Annotated in this window: 14 protein-coding genes; 3 read left to right on the top strand and 11 right to left on the bottom strand. The window is 60.7% G+C overall.

Annotated features, from left to right (window positions below):
• Positions 1-1,569 carry a deoxyribodipyrimidine photo-lyase gene (locus tag HCG46_RS14650; RefSeq protein ID WP_209009460.1) on the bottom strand — a complete coding sequence of 523 codons (1,569 nt, stop codon included), beginning with the start codon at positions 1,567-1,569 and terminating at the stop codon, positions 1-3.
• A gap of 79 nt (positions 1,570-1,648) precedes the next feature.
• Positions 1,649-2,158, bottom strand: coding sequence for an MmcB family DNA repair protein (locus tag HCG46_RS14645; RefSeq protein ID WP_031268744.1), 510 nt, complete (start codon positions 2,156-2,158; stop codon positions 1,649-1,651).
• A gap of 136 nt (positions 2,159-2,294) precedes the next feature.
• Between HCG46_RS14645 and HCG46_RS14640 the strand changes: the two genes are divergently transcribed.
• Positions 2,295-2,777, top strand: coding sequence for a hypothetical protein (locus tag HCG46_RS14640; protein ID WP_031268743.1), 483 nt, complete (start codon positions 2,295-2,297; stop codon positions 2,775-2,777).
• Between the two features lie 147 nt (positions 2,778-2,924).
• Here the strand turns inward: HCG46_RS14640 and sulP are convergent, their stop codons facing one another.
• From sulP to HCG46_RS14605, 7 genes are all read right to left on the bottom strand, one after another.
• Positions 2,925-4,709: a sulfate permease gene (sulP, locus tag HCG46_RS14635; RefSeq protein ID WP_168686599.1), complete on the bottom strand. Its 1,785-nt coding sequence runs from the start codon at positions 4,707-4,709 to the stop codon at positions 2,925-2,927.
• A gap of 92 nt (positions 4,710-4,801) precedes the next feature.
• Positions 4,802-6,472: a bifunctional protein tyrosine phosphatase family protein/NAD(P)/FAD-dependent oxidoreductase gene (locus HCG46_RS14630; protein ID WP_168686598.1), complete on the bottom strand. Its 1,671-nt coding sequence runs from the start codon at positions 6,470-6,472 to the stop codon at positions 4,802-4,804.
• Positions 6,473-6,599: 127 nt separating this feature from the next.
• The gene (locus HCG46_RS14625) at positions 6,600-7,493 is read right to left on the bottom strand and encodes an MBL fold metallo-hydrolase (protein ID WP_168686597.1); all 894 of its coding nucleotides are present in this window, start codon (positions 7,491-7,493) and stop codon (positions 6,600-6,602) included.
• A gap of 36 nt (positions 7,494-7,529) precedes the next feature.
• Complete coding sequence (locus HCG46_RS14620) at positions 7,530-7,964, bottom strand: DUF6691 family protein (protein ID WP_062491082.1); 435 nt, start codon at positions 7,962-7,964, stop codon at positions 7,530-7,532.
• Between the two features lie 4 nt (positions 7,965-7,968).
• Positions 7,969-8,397 carry a YeeE/YedE family protein gene (locus HCG46_RS14615; protein ID WP_031268741.1) on the bottom strand — a complete coding sequence of 143 codons (429 nt, stop codon included), beginning with the start codon at positions 8,395-8,397 and terminating at the stop codon, positions 7,969-7,971.
• Positions 8,398-8,726: 329 nt separating this feature from the next.
• Positions 8,727-10,802 (bottom strand): bifunctional DedA family/phosphatase PAP2 family protein, encoded by a 2,076-nt coding sequence (locus HCG46_RS14610; protein WP_022999236.1) that lies wholly within the window; start codon positions 10,800-10,802, stop codon positions 8,727-8,729.
• Between the two features lie 37 nt (positions 10,803-10,839).
• Entirely contained in the window at positions 10,840-11,025 is a 186-nt protein-coding gene (locus HCG46_RS14605) for a hypothetical protein (RefSeq protein ID WP_139314197.1), read from the bottom strand.
• Between HCG46_RS14605 and pap the strand changes: the two genes are divergently transcribed.
• Positions 11,024-12,490 (top strand): polyphosphate:AMP phosphotransferase, encoded by a 1,467-nt coding sequence (gene pap, locus HCG46_RS14600; protein WP_075283379.1) that lies wholly within the window; start codon positions 11,024-11,026, stop codon positions 12,488-12,490. The two genes, HCG46_RS14605 and pap, sit on opposite strands and share 2 nt — an antisense overlap.
• Positions 12,491-12,746: 256 nt before the next feature.
• On the opposite strand, the gene HCG46_RS14595 is transcribed toward pap, so the two are convergent.
• The gene (locus HCG46_RS14595; RefSeq protein WP_168686596.1) at positions 12,747-13,925 is read right to left on the bottom strand and encodes an aminotransferase class V-fold PLP-dependent enzyme; all 1,179 of its coding nucleotides are present in this window, start codon (positions 13,923-13,925) and stop codon (positions 12,747-12,749) included.
• A gap of 388 nt (positions 13,926-14,313) precedes the next feature.
• Between HCG46_RS14595 and HCG46_RS14590 the strand changes: the two genes are divergently transcribed.
• Positions 14,314-15,402: an N-formylglutamate amidohydrolase gene (locus HCG46_RS14590; protein ID WP_168686595.1), complete on the top strand. Its 1,089-nt coding sequence runs from the start codon at positions 14,314-14,316 to the stop codon at positions 15,400-15,402.
• A gap of 11 nt (positions 15,403-15,413) precedes the next feature.
• On the opposite strand, the gene HCG46_RS14585 is transcribed toward HCG46_RS14590, so the two are convergent.
• On the bottom strand, positions 15,414-16,595 hold the full coding sequence (locus HCG46_RS14585; protein WP_168686594.1) for an FAD-binding oxidoreductase: 1,182 nt from the start codon (positions 16,593-16,595) through the stop codon (positions 15,414-15,416).
• Positions 16,596-16,607: the final 12 nt, after the last annotated feature.

Genomic DNA, 16,607 nt, shown 5'->3' with positions numbered 1-16,607 from the left:
TCATGAGTTTGGCCCGAAAAGGTCTGCCTGGTCGGGATTGATCCGCGGTTTCCTGCCGCGCCGGGCTTTCTCCTGGCCGCGCATTGCAATCCCGCTTTTCCGGCTGCCGTGTTTCGATTGGATATCTGCCGCTGCCCCGCGGAATGCTTGTCCCTTCCGTACAGCCCAGACCTTGTCCCGCGCCTCGCGCGCCGCCTCGAGATAATCGACGACCGGGAAGGGATAGCATTTGCCCAGAACCTTGCCTGCGTTATCTGCCTTCCAGGGTTCGTGAACATGCGCGGTCGCAATGTCCTTCAGCTCCGGCACCCACCGTCTAACGAACAGACCCTGCGGGTCCTGATCGAGACCCTGCTTCACCGGATTGTAGATCCGGATGGTGTTGATCCCGGTGGTTCCCGATTGCATCTGCACCTGCGGCCAGTGAATGCCGGGTTCATAATCGGTGAAAAGCCGCGCCAGATGCAGGCCCGGTGCTCGCCAGTCCAGCCACAGATGATAGCTGGCAACTGCCATCAGCATTGCCCGCATTCGAAAATTCATCCATCCGGTGGCCGCGAGTGCCCGCATGCAGGCATCGACAAAGGGCAGGCCCGTCTCCCCTTTCTGCCAGGCTTCAAGCCGTTCTCGGTCAGGCTGGGCCGGTCGAAGACCCTCGTAGGCGGGGTGCAGGTTGCGGAACTCCAGAGAGGGTTCGTCTTCAAGCTTTTGCATGAAATGGCAATGCCAGTGAAGACGGCCCGAAAAGGACCTCATGGCTGCCTGCCATGTGCTGCGGCCGGGAAACTCCGAGTGCTTCAGATCGCGCTGGCGGCTCCAGGTCGCCTGGGTTACCTCGCGCAGCGACAGCGAACCGAATGCCAGATATGGCGAAAGCCGGGAGCAGGCATCGAAGGCCTTGACCGGCGTTGCCATGGCAGCCCGATAAGGCTTGCCGCGCTGGAACAGGAAGCTGTGCAGAGTTGCCTGTGCAGGGGACCGCCCGCCGCGCTGTCGGTTCGGGCAATGGTCGTTGGGCAAACCCAGTTCCGATGCTGCTGGAGGCTTGCCGAGATCGATACCGGGATTGCTTTCGGCAAGTGGCGACAAGCGGGGTGGATCGACAGGCGCTTCTGCCATGAAGCGGTCCCAATGCGCGGCCCAGCCATCCCGTGTTTGAAGGCGTCGAATTACGCCGGTTTGCCGGCACTCCGTCCAGGGAATTCCCTGAGCCCTGCACCAGGCGGCAACACGCTTGTCCCGGGCAAACGTCCAGTCGTTTCCCGTCTCTTCATGTGACCAGAGCCCTGCAACTCCGTTTGATCGCAAGAAGGCACCAAGAACCTCGGTAACCTCGCCCGTGCGGATGACCAGCGGCTGGCCAACCGCTGCCAGGTCTCGTCTCAATTCGGAAAGGCATTCCAGCAAAAACGCATAGTGGCGTCCGGCCATGTCGGGCAGTTGCCAGAGGTCGGGTTCGATGACGTAGAGCGGCAGTACCGGACCGTGAAGGCTTGCCCGTTTGAGCGCTGCATTGTCCTCAATCCTCAGGTCCTTCTTGAACCAGACGATCTGGATGGTTTTCGTCACGACATTCTGTTCCCGTCCAGGAAGGCGTTCTTCCTTGATACGCGTGAACAGGGCGTTGGATTTGTGTCGGAGGCGTTTGTCAGAACCGGTTGAAGATCTGTGCGCCGTCCGGGTCTGACAGGTTGTGCAGGCGGTGTGCGGCATGGCGGGCGAAACGATGGGTTACCGATTTCCGGGTCGCTGCCGCCAGCTTGTGTTCCGGTGCTTCGCGCAGGATCTCCGCCCCGAAGCCGTCGGAAACAATCAGCCCGGCCTCCTCGGGAAAGATCTCCAGCGGGACGTCCGGATGCGTCGCGAAATACAGGCGGTCGCAATGAAGGCGGTAGTCCGGCCACTTGGTATCCGCCCGGAAATCGGCAATCGAGGATTTGACCTCGACTATCCAGAGCTCATGTTTCGGCCCAAGCGCCAGGAGGTCCGCCCGCCGGGCGGAGGCAAGGGTGACTTCCGGCAGGCAGGCGAAATCGAGTTGTCGCAACAGCCGCGCGGCCCCGCGCCAGACCTTCAGCGCGGTTTCCGACTGACGTCCGTCCTTGAGCGGGTCATCCAGCTGAATCCGCCCCGCTAGTGGCTGATGATCGGGTTCCATGCGCATTTTGTTCCACATTTGTTCGTTTTTTGCAAGTTTTGCCGTTGGCGACATTGACCTTTCCTGCCAACTTGCGCGATGTTTCGGCGCATCGGATAATCCGGTTGGATCTTGTCACTCCGGGAGGGGGTAGCGGTTGAACGGTTTCACACGAAATGCCTTGTTGGGCGTTGCACTGGCGTTTGCGTGCGGGCCTGCGCTTGCAGGCAAGGGAGACCTGATGTTCCAGGTGCCGAAATCCGCACCCCTTTTGCAAGGGCGGGCACTGGATCTGCGTTTTGCGGATTTCGCGCAAGGCATATGGGTGCGGGAACTGCAGGATTGTCCGGCTCCGCGGATCGACCGTAGCGCACCTGGCTCGACGCTGGCCATCTACCGCGGCCTTCTGGAAACCCCGGGGCGCATCTGCCAGGTCTATGGGGCTGAAAAGAGCGGCAAGATGACCCAGCGTGCGGCCATCAATTGCCTGCTGACGGATGGCGGCGAGGCGATCGAACTGGTCACCGTTCAGCCTCGCGGCACCGAAGGGCTCATGGTTCAGGAAGGCGAGAAGCCGCCGGTCCATTTCCGCTTCTGCGAGAAGATCGTGCCGATCCTCCAGTCGTCAAACAGCAACTGACGCCCTTTTGCCGGTTGGTTTGGGGGCGAGCAGCTCTCGCCTCAAGCGCCTGACAGCAAAAATGCCTCATCCTGAGGAGCGGTGGATCAGACAGAAATGCGGTAACAACCGGTTCGACCCTCTCACAGCAAAATAGCCGGAGCCGGATCAGATCTCCGGCCCGCTCCACAGGTTCGATTTCGCGGTCTTCTTCGGCGTGCGGCTTTCCGAGATATGCGCCGTCAGCGGGTCGAGCGTGCAAAGGGCGTCATACTGGCTGAGGAACACCTGCCCGCTCAAATGCTTCAGGAAATCGGTCCGCTTCAGTCGGTCCATCACCGGTCCCTTCACCTCCGAAAGGTGGAAGGAAACACCGGAATCCGACAGGCGGTGGTTGATTTCCTCAAGGCTCTCCAGGGCACTGGCGTCGATCTCGTTCACGGCCGGGCACATCAGCACCACGTGTTCGATATCGGGCTTTTCGGCCACCAGTGCATAGATCCGGTCTTCCAGAAACCGCGAATTGGCAAAGAACAGGCTTTCATCGACCCGTAGCGTCAGCACCCGGTCACCCGTCACCACGGCGTGCCGGTCTACATTGCGGAAGTGCTCGGTTCCCGGCACGACACCGACAATTGCCATATGTGGCCGGCTGCTGCGGTAGAGATAAAGCGCGATCGACAGGGCAACGCCGGTCACCACGCCCGGCTCGACACCGAAGAACAGGGTGATCAGGATCGTCGCAGCCATGGCCGCGAAATCGCTCTTCGAATAGGCGAAGGTCCGCTTGATCGCGCCGAGATCGACGAGCGACAGCACGGCAACGATGATGGTGGCGGCCAGAGTTGCCTGTGGCAGATGCGTCAGCAGCGGGGTCAGGAACAAGGTGGCCAGCGCAATGCCGACGGCGGTGAAGGCACCAGCTGCCGGGGTCGCTGCCCCGGCATCGAAATTGACGACCGAGCGGGCGAACCCGCCGGTGACCGGATAGCCACCGGAAATGGCGGAGGCAATGTTGGAGGCGCCGAGGCCGATCAGCTCCTGATCCGGCTCGATCCGCTGACGCTTCTTGGCTGCCAGCGTCTGCGCAACGGAAACGGATTCCACAAAACCGATGACCGAAATCAGCAGCGCGGGACCGGCAAGCGCCAGCCACAACTCGCTGTCGAAGGCTGGCAGATGCGGCACCGGCAGGCCGGAGGGAATGTCGCCGACAACACGCACGCCTTTGTCGCCGAGTTGAAAGACGGCGGACAGGATCGTGGTCACCGCTACGGCTGCCACCGGTCCGGCCTTGGTCAGGATATCGGCAAAAAACGGCTTCATTCCCATACCAAGCAGCAGCTTCTTCAGACCTTTGCGCACCCAGAAGAGGAAAGCCGTGGCCGATACGCCGATTGCGAAGGTGATCCAGTTGACCTCGGCAAGGTGCTGCAGGATGGAGCCGAGGATGTCGTAAAGCGTATGCCCGTTCGCCTTGACGCCGAGGATGTGCTTGAGCTGGCTGGACGCAATCAGCAGGCCCGACGCGGTGATGAAGCCGGAAATCACCGGGTGGCTCAGGAGGTTCGCCAGGAACCCGAGCCGGAACAGGCCCATGGCGATCAGCATCAGGCCGGACAGGAAAGCGAGAATGATGGCGGCACCCAGATATTCCGGGGTGCCCTGCCTGGCCAGTTCGCCAACGGCGGAAGCCGTCATCAGCGAGACCACGGCAACCGGCCCGACGGCCAGCGCACGGCTGGTGCCGAACAGGGCGTAGGCGACAAGCGGCAGGATGGATGCATAAAGGCCGACTTCGGGCGGCAGGCCAGCCAGAAGCGCATAAGCAAGAGACTGCGGGATCAGCATGATCGTCACGATCACCGCCGCAACGAGATCGTTTGTCGCCGTTTCCCTGTCATAGCTTTTGCCCCAGTCGAGAATGGGCAGATAGCGCTTTAGGCGGATCATTTTTCTTGGCCTTTGTCGGGGCTGGTAAAAACTCGAGCCGGGTAGCCGGCTCGAGTTGCAGGTTGGTACGATGGGCCCGTTTTCCGGGCTTGTTATGCTGCCGATACTTTTTCCGGCTTGGCCAGCCATTCCTTGCCGCGCAACATGGCAAGCCAGTAAATGGGAGGCAGGATTCGCTCCTTCAGGAGCCATGCGGTGCGCGTTGGCTTGGTCCCGTCCACCAGCCAACGCGGGAAGCTCGGCAACAGCGTTCCACCGTAGCCGAACTCGGCCAGGACGATCTTGCCACGTTCAACGGTGAGCGGGCAGGAGCCGTAGCCGTCATATTGGGCCGTCGCGCTGTGCCCTGCGATATCGGAAACGATGTTCTCCGCGACCACCGGTGCCTGTTTGCGCGCGGCAGCGGCCGTCTTGGCATTCGGTGCGTTCATCACATCGCCGAGCGACCAGATGTTGTCGAAGGTCTTGTGGCGAAGCGTGGACTGATCGACATCGACCCAGCCGGCGGCATCCGCCAGCGGCGAGACGCGAATGAAATCGGGCGCTGTCTGCGGCGGCGTCACATGCATCATGTCGAACTCGACTTCCACCTGGCGTGGATCCTTTTCCGGTTCCTTCACCTCGAAGACGGCCTTTTTGCCAGGCCCGTCGACGGCAACCAGATTGTGGAAGAAGTTCAGGCCGGCATTGTACCGCTTCACGTAGTCCATTAGCGCAGGCACATAGTCCTTCACGCCGAACAGCACACCGCCGGCATTCATGAACTGGATGTCGATCTTGTCCAGAGTGCCGGATTTCAGCCAGTGGTCTGCCGAAAGATACATGGCCTTTTGCGGCGCACCGGCACATTTGATCGGCATGGGCGGCTGGGTGAACAGCGCCCGTCCAGCCTTCATGGTCTGCACCAGGTGCCAGGTGTAGGGAGCCATGTCGTATCGATAGTTGGACGTCACGCCGTTCTTGCCGAGCGTGTCGACAAGGCCTTCGACCTTGTGCCAGTCGAGCTTCAGGCCCGGGCAGACCACCAGCCGTCCGTATTTGACCACACGGCAGCCGTCCAGAACGACGGCATTGTCCTTCGGTTCGAAGGCGGCGACAGCCGACTTGATCCAGTGAACGCCCATCGGAATGAGGGAGCCCATGGTCTTGGCGGTGTCCGAGGCCTCGAAGATGCCGCCGCCGACCATCGTCCAGCCGGGCTGGTAATAGTGAACGTCTGCCGGATCGATGATGGCGATTTCCAGATCCGACTTGCGGGAAAGCAGGCTGGAGGCCACCGAGATGCCGGCCGCGCCACCGCCCACGATGACGACGTCGAAACGCGCATCCTCGGCAGTTTCGGTCGGTGTGCGGCCGCCGTTGGCGATGCGCCGCACCACGCCAGCCATGTCGTAGCCGGCGGCCTTGGTTTTGGAGAGGATGTCGGAGAGTGGCAGCTTTTCGGCCTGGGACAACGACCAGAGCGTTGCCGAGCGCGTACCGGTCCGGCAATAGGCCAGGATCGGTTTCGGCAGGCTTTCCATCAACCGCCCGAACTCTTCGGCATCCGTATCGCCCACCTTGCCGGCAACGATGGGCAGATACCGCGCTTCCATACCGAGCTTGCCGGCAGCCGCTTCGATTTCCTCGAACGAGGGCTGGTCGGCACCTTCGCCATCCGGGCGATTGCAGATCACCGAGCGAAAGCCCTGTTGTGCAAAGTCGGCCATGTCCTCGGGTTTTACCTGGGGAGCTACCGATATCTGGGAATTGATTGCTTTCATGGGTCCTGTCCGCCTCCTCCCGGCGATGAAGTCTCGACCGATTTTCTGCAGACGCCCTCCCCGCGTGGATACACGGGGATCAGCCGCCTGCTTCGGTTCTGCTAGAGGGGCCGGTCATTGGCCTCGATCAGAGGCCGTTGACCGGCACTTTCAGGAAGGTCTTGCCGCTTTCATCCGCGGGCGGCAGCTTGCCGGCGCGCATGTTTACCTGCAGCGAGGGGATGATCAGCTTCGGCATGTCGAGCTGGGCATCGCGTTCCGTGCGGAACTTGACGAATTCTTCTTTCGTCTTGCCGCCACCGACGTGGATGTTGTGTTCCTTCTCGGCGCCCACCGTGGTCTCCCACTGGATGTCGCGGCCGTTCGGGCCATAGTCGTGGCACATGAACAGGCGCATGTCGTCCGGCAGGGCCAGCACCTTCTGGATGCTGTCGTAAAGCGTTGCCGCATCACCACCCGGGAAATCGGCACGCGCTGAGCCACCGTCGGGCATGAACAGCGTATCGCCGACAAAGGCGGCATCGCCCATCACATGTACCATGCACGCCGGAGTGTGGCCGGGTGTATACATGGCAAAGGCGGTCAGCTCGCCGATCTGATAGACGTCCCCGTCACGGAACAGGCAGTCGAACTGGCTGCCGTCGCGCTGGAACTCCGTGCCTTCGTTGAACACCTTGCCGAAGGTTTCCTGGACGACGGTGATCTTGTCGCCGATGCCCAGCTTGCCACCCAGTTTCTGCTGGATATACGGCGCTGCCGACAAGTGATCGGCATGAACATGTGTCTCGATCAGCCATTCCAGCTTAAGATCCTTCTCGCGGATATAGGCGATGATCTGATCGGCATGGTCATAGGTGATGCGGCCGGCGGCGTAGTCGATATCCATCACGCTGTCGACAACGGCGCAGGCGTTGGAAGCCGGGTCCTTGACCACGTAGCTGATCGTGTTGGTGGCCGGATCGAAAAAGGGTGTGACGTCAGGTTTGACACCCATGTCGACCGGATAGTTTGAGTTGCTCATAACAATCTCCCGTTTGTTTTTGCCGGCCGAGCCGGGTCAGGCTTTTGCGGGTTGCTGGCGATGGCCGAGGGCGATCATCCATCTTGCGGTCAAGATGCCGGCAACGATAGCACCGGCGGTCAGCAGAGGCTCCATGCCCAGACCCAGCACCGGAACGAGACCACCCGGACAGAAACCGCTCAGGCCCCAGCCGATGCCGAAAACCGCGGAGCCGCCGATCAGTTTGGCGTCGAGATCGGTTCTCGAAGGCAGGTTGAAGCCCTGTGCCAGCAGCGGCGTGTTCATCCGGAAGACCAGACGATAGCCGATGGCCGTCACAAGCAGCGCACCGCCCATCACGAAGGCAAGGCTCGGGTCCCAGGTGCCGGCCACATCGAAGAAGTTCAGGACCTTGGCAGGGTCGCCCATGCCCGAGATCAGGATGCCGCAGCCGAAGAGGAGGCCAATGGCAAAAGCGGAAAGAAGTTTCATGCCGTTATCCTCCAAAGACGTGGCGGGTCAGGTAGACGGTCACACCCGCGGTTGCCATGAACGTGACGGTTGCCACGATGGACCGTGCCGACAGGCGCGAGATGCCGCAGACACCATGGCCGCTCGTGCAGCCGGAACCATAGGTCGTGCCGATACCGGTCAGAAAACCGCCGACCACCAGCAGCAGCGGGGAGGACGGCACGGTGATTTCCGGCAGCTGCCCGGTTACGCCAAGCATGATCAGCGGGCTGGCGACCATGCCGGCCAGAAAGGCGGCGCGCCAGGCCCAGTCCTGGTTGAACTGCGTGGTCAGAAAGCCGCTGGCAATGCCGTTGATGCCGGCAATGCGCCCGAGCACGGCCATCAGGGCAACCGTGGCAACGCCGATCAGCGTTCCACCCAGGAAACTCATAAGGGGTGTAAAGTCAGTCATGATGTGCCCTTGATTACGATATATTCAAATATATGAATATACGAAAAAAGTATCAAGGGGTAATTTTCGATCGCGCTTCCGGGAACGGGGAGCTGACACACGAAAAACAAACTCGGCCATTGGTGCCTAACCCGCTGGAATAAAGGCATCTTTTGGCGTGAAACGAAGCCTGGATCCGAATAGGTCTCGCAAGAGAATGGCGGCCCATTAGGACATTTTTGGGACCGCGTTGTGTGGAGGCTCAACAGATCAACCGTCTCTAAACCAGCGCAAGGGGCTGGTCCGGAACGTGTTGCAGGCACCAGACCCGAACTGCTGCGATGGCGAGATTACTGAGCCTGCGGTGCAGCCACGGGCGTATCTTTTGCGGGAACCCCGGACGCAGCCGGAGGTACCGGACCATAGCTGAAGCCGAGCACGACTTCCGTCCCGTCCGCTCGCTTTCGCGTTATCGCGCCAGGCAACAGATGGGCCGGATTGTCGGTCGGATCCGGAGTTTCGATATCCGTTTTTGGACCGGAGAACTCGCCCATCGGGCGCAGGATATCCTCATGTACCACGCTGCCGAGGTACAGCGGATGCAGGCTGCCGGCTTGCAGGATGGCATAGCGGCTCGGCCAGAGCCGCAGCACCCAGCGTCCGCTTTTGTCTGCGTCGGCGGAATGATCCTTGCGGATGAGAACGAGAGACGGTTGGCGACCGTTCTGGCTTCGGGGCAGGATCGGCAGGGAATCCGGCGGTGTCTTGCCTTCCACGAACCCGCCTGCACTCGAGAGGGACCATTTCGGCGGTTTCTGCCAGCCATCGGCTTCTGCAGCCTGGGCAAAGCGGTCCAGGGACCCGGTGTACTGGATCACCAGCGGTTCCTCGGTATCGCCATTCAGTTCGATCCGCTCAGCAGGCAATGCCCGCCAACCGCCTGCAAGCCAGCCCGTTGCTGTCAGCGCTTCGGTGTTGGTGCGCGGCTCATAGATCTGAAGTGCCTTGTCATAGGTACCTGAAAGGTGCCAGGTGCCGAAGATGCCGAGTGTAGCAACGACAATGACGGCAAGTGTCGTCCGGCCGATCTTCTCGTTGTGGATCGGGCCGAACACGAAGGCGAAGGCGGAAACCATACCAATGCCGAACAACAGTCCGGCCAGGACGTCCGACATCCAGTGGGCGCCAAGGTAGACACGCGAAAAGCCGATGGTAATGACCAGTGTCGCGGTGATGGTGAAAATGCTGGCCTTGGCCCAACGGCTGAGATCGTGGGCGATCAACACGGCGCAAATGCCGTAGAGCACTGCGTTCAGCGTCGCATGGCCACTGGGGAAACTGTAGGCGTCGGCACCCGCATAAAGTTCGATCGGCCGCGAGCGATGCAGCATCAGCTTGAACAGCGGCACGAACATGGCGGTGCCGGCCATCGCGATGACGAAGCCGATGCCGCGTCGCCAGGCTTTCCTCAGGAACAGATAGGCGGCAACCGCAACGGTGACGGCGGTAACGACGATCCCGTCGCCGAGCGATGTCACGAACACCATGATCCGGTCGCCGACCGGCGTGCGCAGGCTGTCGAACAGGTTCAGGATGGCAAGGTCGGCCCGCACCATCGGTTCGCCGGGGGCGATTTCTCCGACGATCCAGAAGAAGGCCGGCAAGGAAATCAGCAGGATCAGCGCCGAGGCCAGCATGCCTGCCGAGCGTGGATGCGCGGGGTCGAAATTGCGCGCGATCCATTGGGACACCCGGTCCTGACGCCTGGCGAAGCGTTTGACGATGGCCGCATGGGTGTTGGGAAACAGCGGCAGGACAATCAGGATAAGCCAGCGGCCGAGCATCACCGCCAGGAAGACGATGACCAGGAGAGCGCCGAGCACCAGGGCCAGCCGTCCGCTGATCTGGCCGATGGCATCAAGTGCGGAACCTGCAATGATACCGGGGGCGATATGCACGATCGTCCAGGCGAAGGCGGAGGTGACGTTGACCACCGAAAAGCGGGTGAAATTCATGCCGGCCATGCCGGCGATGCCTGGAACCACCGATTTTACACCAGGCACGAAGCGGCCGATAAAGACGCTCTTGCCACCGTGTTTCTTGAAGAAATTCTCGCCGCTTTCCACAATGTCCGCATATTTGTTCAGCGGCCACATGGTCTTGATCTTGTCCTTGAAGGTGTAGCCGATCCAGTAGGAGATCGCATCGCCTGCGGTCGCTCCCAGGGTCGTCCAGATGAACAGCGGCACGGGATCCAGCTTGCCGAGCCCGACAAGCGTTCCGGCGCCCACCAGCACCACCGTCGTCGGCACGAAAAGGCCGATCAGGAACAGCGCTTCGCCCATGGCGGCCAGAAAACAGATCAGACCTGCCAGGGACGGGTTTTCCGCGATGAAGGTCAGAACAGGATCAAGAAATTCGGTCACGGGGTCGGTCGTGTTGGTCGAGAAAAGTGAAAAACTGTCAAATGCCGGGTGCCTTCAAAGACGTGAAGCAAACGGTTACCGCTTCATATAGTTGCGCCTTCTTCCATCCGATAGCGAAAAATTGGAATCTCCTGCCATTCGGGAACATTGAAGCAAGAGATGGTTTTTTAAGTGCGGGTGTTTCAAGATGCAGCCAGTGCGTCTTTTCTTTTGAGGTCTTCATGTTTGAATCCGCCCGCCTGCCGCAGAACATGGACAAGAAAACCTTCAAGAAACTGGAGCCGCAGTTGCGCGAGGCGCTGCTGGCGGCCCAGCTGCCCGTTGTCGAGAAACAGCCGTTTTCGACGATGATCCTGGTTGATGGCCTGGATGGCGCGGGCAAGGGCGAAGCGGTTGCCCGGCTCTATGGCTGGATGGATGCGCGCCATCTTGTCTGCAACGCCTATGGCGAATTGATGGACGAGGCCCGGCTACGCCCGCCGCTGTGGCGCTACTGGCGCGATCTGCCGCCCAAGGGCGAGACGGCCATCGTGTTTGGGAGCTGGTATCAGACCGTTCTGCGGGACTGGATCTACAAGAAGATCGACGAGGACGCCTTCGACAAGGCCCTGACCCGGATCCGCCGGTTTGAGGAAATGCTCGCCAACGAGGATGTGCTGATCCTGAAATTCTGGTTCTACCTGCCCAAGAAGGAACAGGAAGAACGGCTGAAGCACATCGAGAAAAAACATGCCGCGCGCCATGTGCTGGCCGACTGGGCAGCGTTGAAGCACCACAAGAAGGCGAGCGAGGCCGGCGAAAAGATCATTCTGGAAACCAGCAAGGGCTACGCGCCCTGGTTTGTCATCCCCTCGCAGGATCCCGAGTACCGGGATGCCGCGCTGGCACAAACGGTTGCCAATGCCATGAAGCTGAAGCTGGAGGACGGCGAACCGCATTCGATTGCCGCACCTCCCGTGGTCGGCGGGCTGAAGCGCGAAACGGCAGTCGACACCATCGACCTGACGGAAAAGCTGGAGAAGTCGGAATACGAAGAGCTTCGCGACAAGTACCAGAAGCAACTGTCCGATCTGTCGGACATGAAGTCCCTTTCCAAGACGGGTGTTGTTCTGGTGTTTCAGGGCAATGATGCCGCCGGCAAGGGCGGTGCGATCCGCAGGGTGATCCGTCCGCTCGATCCGCGCATCTACAAGGTTCACCCGATCTCGGCACCGACCGACGAGGAAAAGGCCCGCCCCTATCTGTGGCGCTTCTGGCGGCGGGTGCCGGCCAAGGGACATTTCGCCATCTTCGACCGGTCCTGGTACGAACGCGTGCTGGTGGAGCGTGTCGAAGGCTACGCCGGACACGACGACTGGCTGCGCGCCTACAACGAAATCAACGAGTTCGAGCAGGAACTCACGGACTTTGGCTACATTGTCTGCAAGTTCTGGCTCGCCATTTCCGAGGACGAGCAGCTGCGCAGGTTCAAGGCGCGCGAGGACACGGCCTACAAGCAGCACAAGATCACGGATGACGACTGGCGCAATCGCCTGAAATGGGACCAATACGCCATCGCCGCAGGCGACATGATCGATCGCACATCAACCCACTACGCCCCCTGGACGCTGGTCTCCTCCGAAGACAAGCGCCATGCCCGGATCAAGGTTCTGAAAACGATCTGCGACCGGCTGGAGGAAAAGCTTTAGGAAGAAAAAGACTTCAAAACAACCCTCATCCTGAGGAGGACCGGTCAGGTCCGTCTCGAAGGATGGGCCGCTTGTACCGGATTATGCCGCCCATCCTTCGAGACAGCGCTGCGCGCTTCCTCAGGATGAGGACCGTTTTGCTGAAGGGACTGGTGAAAATGCCGCGCAGCAAGCATTGCCAGGCATTTAAACCCGTGTGGAAGGCGGTCGATCGCGCTAAAAATTCAGACTCTTTCCAGGACGCGTCCCACCGTTCTCAGAGAGCCCCAGCCAGGTAATCCATCGCCGCCTGCACTCCGCCCCGCCCATGGGGAATGCCCAGTTTCTGGAAGCCGAGTTCGATGGATGACAACGTGCCGAGCAGCATGACAGCGTTGACGTGGCCCATGTGGGCAATGCGGATGCCTTTGCCGGACAATTCGCCGATCGTTCCACCGATGGTGACGCCGCAGACTTCCTTGGTAAAGGTCCTCAGCGCCGCCACGTCGCCTTCGTTGAACCGCACAACGGTGACGGAGTTCGAGCGGGCATGCGCGTCGGTGATGTTGAAGTCGACCGCGCCCTTTTCCGCCCAGACCGCAACGGCCCGCCGGGTTGCCTCACCCAGAAGGGCATGCCTGTGCCAGGTCTTCTCCAGCCCTTCCTCGAAAATGAGATCGAGAGCCTTGTGAAAGGCAAACAGAAGGTGCTCGGGCGGGGTTCCGCAGTATTTCTGGTAGTGCTCCGGTCCTTGCCGAAAAGTCCAGTCGGTGTAGTTGGTCCGCAGCTCCGCCGTTTCATGTGCCTTGTCGGCTTTCGGGCCGGCGGCGACAAAGGAGAGTCCCGGCGGGCACATCAGGCCCTTCTGCGATCCCGTCAGCGCCACATCGACACCCCAGGCGTCCATCTCGAACGGCATGCAGCCTAGCGAGGCAATGGTGTCGACCATGAACAGGGCAGGGTGTGAAGCTGCGTCGATCGCCTTGCGCAAGGCGGCAATATCATTCCAGACCCCGGAGGCCGTATCGACCTGAACCACCAGGATGGCCTTGATCTCGTGGGCGGTATCCTGTTTCAGCCGTTCCTGCAGGTGGGCAGGGTCGACCCCCTTGTCCCAGGCACCGGGCAGAACCTCGATATCGAGGTCCAGCACGTTGGCAGCTTCTCCCCAGCCAAGGGCAAAGCGGCCGGACTCCAGCACGAGCACCTTGTCGCCACGCTTCAGCGTGTTGCACAGGGCGGCATCCCAGGCTCCATGACCGTTGGCTGCGTAGATGTAGGTCTTGCCTTCGGTCCGGAACAGACGCTGCAAACCGTGCAGGCAGAATTCGGTCGTTTCCAGCAAAGGGCCTTCATAAATGTCTACTGCAGGCCGGTGCATGGCCCGCAGGACTTCCTCCGGCACATTGGTTGGTCCTGGAATCATCAGAAATTCTTTGCCATTGCGAAGCGTCATGGCCGGGTCCTCGTTTGAAGGCAGATCCTGAACGGAAGGGGATGGGACGGCCTTGGCCGCCGAAAGATGTGTTGCTGTGAAAATTGCCCGCCTGCAGGCATCCGTCAAGACGCCAGTTGGTCAGCTCGCCGGATTAACATGCGCGATACGATGGTTTGTGCGACCGCGAAATAGTGTGGGAAAGAGAGCTTCGGACCGGAAACGGCTTTCACCCGGAAGCGGTGCAGGCAATAAGGGTTGGCAAGCTGCTGGAAACAATGATCTATTCGACCATGCCTTGTCGCGGGTGTGGTTACGTGTCTTCTGGTTGTAAAGAAAATGTCTTGTTTCCGTTAAGTAAATTCTCCAAGTTAGAGGCCGTTTGGTCTCGTCGTTTAGGCGTTGCAGCATGATCCTGGTTGAAGAAGGACAAAGCCCGCTGATTGTCTGCCTGCCCCATTCGGGCACGGAGATCCCGAACGCTGTCGAAAAAAGGCTGAACGCCACGGGCCGTCTTCAGGCCGATCTCGCCTGGCGCCTGGAACGCGTGTTCGACTTTCACGGAGAGTTGAGCGCGACAGTGCTGCGCTCTACCATTTCCCGCTACGTTGTCGATCTGGACCGCGATCCCAAGACACCTGTCAGCGCTGCGCAGGATCCAGCGCGCGCCTTGTGTCCCGCCACCACGCTGGATGGCAAGCGCATCTATCAGGAAGGCGAAGAGCCTGGCCCGACCGAGATCGAACAACGCACGCTGCTTTTCTATACGCCCTTCCACAAGGCTCTGCGCCGCCAGATCGACCGGCTTTTGCGCAGTCATCGCAAGGTGATCGTGCTCGATTGCCAGTCCATGCGCTCGAACATCAAGGGCGTTACCGAAAATGGACTGCCGCTGGTCAGTATCGGCACGGCGGATGGAAAGTCGTGTGATCCGGACCTGCGCAATGTGCTGGTCGGCTCGTTCAAGGGGCGGGAAGGGTATACGGTCAGCGTCGATGAGCAGACCCAGGGTGGTTTCATCACCCATACGTTCGGTCGACCGGACCGCGGCCTGCATGCGATGACGCTGCTGCTGGCACAACGCTCTTACCTGCGCCATGAGTCACCGCCTTTCGAGCCGGACAAGGTGCGAATGGCCCGTCTGACGGCCGTCCTGCAGGATGCAATGACCCGGCTGGTGGACTGGACGTCGGTGGGTGGTGCTTCATCTGGTCAGAACCAGATTGAAAGCCTGCCCTTGCCGGTGGAAGAGCCTCTGGTGGAGACGGCGGACGCTGAAGACAGCGGCAGCAACGCTGGCCCGGTTACCGACAATGCCGAAGCGTTGACGGAAGGCGCGGCAGAAATCCCGGACGATATTTCGGCGGAAACGCCTGACGCGGCACTGGAAAAGGCGGAGATCAGCCCCGCCAATCCATTGACCCTGCCCAAGGTATCCAGCGCCCAGACGAGCAAGGTCGAGGACGGACCTGTCACGCCCTTGCTGGTGGCCGAGTAAGCGTCAGACGGTCAGACCACGTTCTTTTCGATAATCGGTGTTCCGGCAGCCAGCCGGTCGAACGCCAGCGGTGAGAGATCCAGCGTTTGATAGCCGCCTGTCACGACCTGTTCCGCAAGGCCGCGCCCAACCGCGGGTGACTGCTGCAGGCCATGTCCTGAAAACCCGAGTGCCAGATAGAACCCGTCCAGCCCCTGCACTGCGCCGACAAAGGCGTTGTGGTCGAAGAGGTTCATGTCATAGCAGCCGGCCCAGGCAGCCCCCGGCCGGATTGCCTCGAAAGCGGGAACGCGCGTTGCCAGTGTCGGCCAGATATGTTCTTCGAAAAGGCCATAATCGACGTCGAAATCGTGGCAGTCCGGATCGCGATCTTCAGGCGGCGCCGAACCGCAGATGTAGCCGGTGCCTTCCGGGCGCGCATAGGTGCCGTTCGGATCGATCAGCAGCGGAAAACGCTCCAGCTTGTCCTTGCATTCAAAGGTAAAGACGCAGCGCTTTTTGGAAACGATCGGAACGTCCATTCCGGCCTGACGGCATAGTTCGGCTCCGCCGGAAGCTCCGGCGCAGTTGACGACGACAGGTGTCGACAGTCTCTCGCCCGTCGATAGCTCAACGCTCCAGCCGCCATTGCCGTCGGATGCCACCCTGGCCTTTGCGGCAATGTAGTCGACATCCAGCGACCGGGCCTTCTTGCGGAAGGCCTGCATCAGGCCGTAGCCGTCGAACCAGCCTTCGCCTGTGACGCCATGGCAGCCTGCGGCAAGGTCGGAAACCTCCAGCCAGGGGAACTTCACCTTGAGACCGTCCGGGTCAAGAAAGGCGATATCCGCGCCGAGCTGCTGCTGCAGCCGGTGATTTTCCTGAAGGATATTGAGCTTGTCGGGCGTTGCCAGAAACAGGTAGCCACCCTCGTGAAGATCGATAGCGGGCCTGTCGCCGTTCACGTTGAGTGCTGCTCCGATCTCCCGCAGAAAGCGGATGCCGTAAAGCGAAATCTCGATGTTGATGGCGCTGGAGAACTGCTGGCGAATGGACGCTGCCGACCGCGCTGAGGCGCAGGTTTCATAGGCGGGATCCGCCTCGATAACGACGATGCGTCCGGAAAAATCGTCGCGCATTGCCAGGTGGCAGGCGACGGACGAGCCCATGACGGCTCCCCCTACGATGACGACATCCGCAGTCTGGTCCGCCATGGAGCCTCCTCA

Origin of the sequence: Labrenzia sp. PO1 (assembly GCF_012273635.1) — a bacterium.
In the GTDB taxonomy this organism is placed as follows: Bacteria; Pseudomonadota; Alphaproteobacteria; order Rhizobiales; family Stappiaceae; genus Roseibium; species Roseibium algicola.
Note: the sequence above shows the minus strand (reverse complement) of the source record. Positions and strands in the feature narration are given on the sequence as shown.